1 protein-coding gene is annotated in these 762 nt (G+C 66.5%); it reads right to left on the bottom strand.

Features of this window, described 5'->3' with window-relative positions:
* The coding region (locus ABD211_RS32985) for a glycoside hydrolase family 10 protein (protein ID WP_344140440.1) at window positions 1-762 on the bottom strand (762 nt) is incomplete at both ends.

Below are 762 nucleotides of genomic sequence, written 5' to 3'. Positions count from 1 at the left end.
CTTCTTGTTGCCGGAGGCGTCGAACAGCAGGGGGTTCTCGCCGGTGCGCCAGGAGTCGCTGTCGCGGATGCCCCAGACGGTGATGCCGGTGCAGCGGGCTACGGCGAGGCAGGCCCTGACCACGTTCGCGTACCCGGTGGCCTGGGAGGAGCCGGCGATGTCGAGTTCGGTGATCTGGACGTCGACGCCGAGGTTGGCGAAGCGTTGGATGTTCTGCTGGTAGTCGCTGGGTGGCCCGTTGGTCAGGTGTGACTGCAGGCCGACGCAGTCGATCGGTACGCCGCGGGCTTTGAAGTCGGCGATCATGTTGTAGACGGCGGTGGATTTCGCGTTGATGCCGTCGGTGTTGTAGTCGTTGTAGCAGAGTTTCGCGTTGGGGTCCGCCGCCCGCGCGGCCCGGAACGCGGCTTCGATCCAGTCGTTGCCGGTGGCCTGCAGGATCGATGAGCGTCGTGCGCCGCTGTTGCCGTCGGCGAAGGCTTCGTTGACGACGTCCCAGGCGTAGATCTTGCCGCGGTAGTGGGTCGCGACCTGGGTGACGTGGTTGATCATCGCGCTGCGCAGGGTGGAGCCGGACAGGCCCTGCGCCCACCCCGGCATCTGGGCGTGCCAGAGCAGGGCGTGTCCGCGTACGCGGGAGCCGTTGCCCAGGGCCTGGTTGAGGATGCGGTCGCCGTTGGTGTAGGTGAAGTTGCCGCGCGAGGGTTCGGTCGCGTCCCACTTCATCTCGTTCTCGGCCGTGACCATGTTGAACTCGCGGTT

The sequence above is a fragment of the Luedemannella flava genome (genome assembly GCF_039528515.1).
Classification (GTDB): domain Bacteria; phylum Actinomycetota; class Actinomycetes; order Mycobacteriales; family Micromonosporaceae; genus Luedemannella; species Luedemannella flava.
This window is presented reverse-complemented; position numbering and strand designations above follow the sequence as displayed.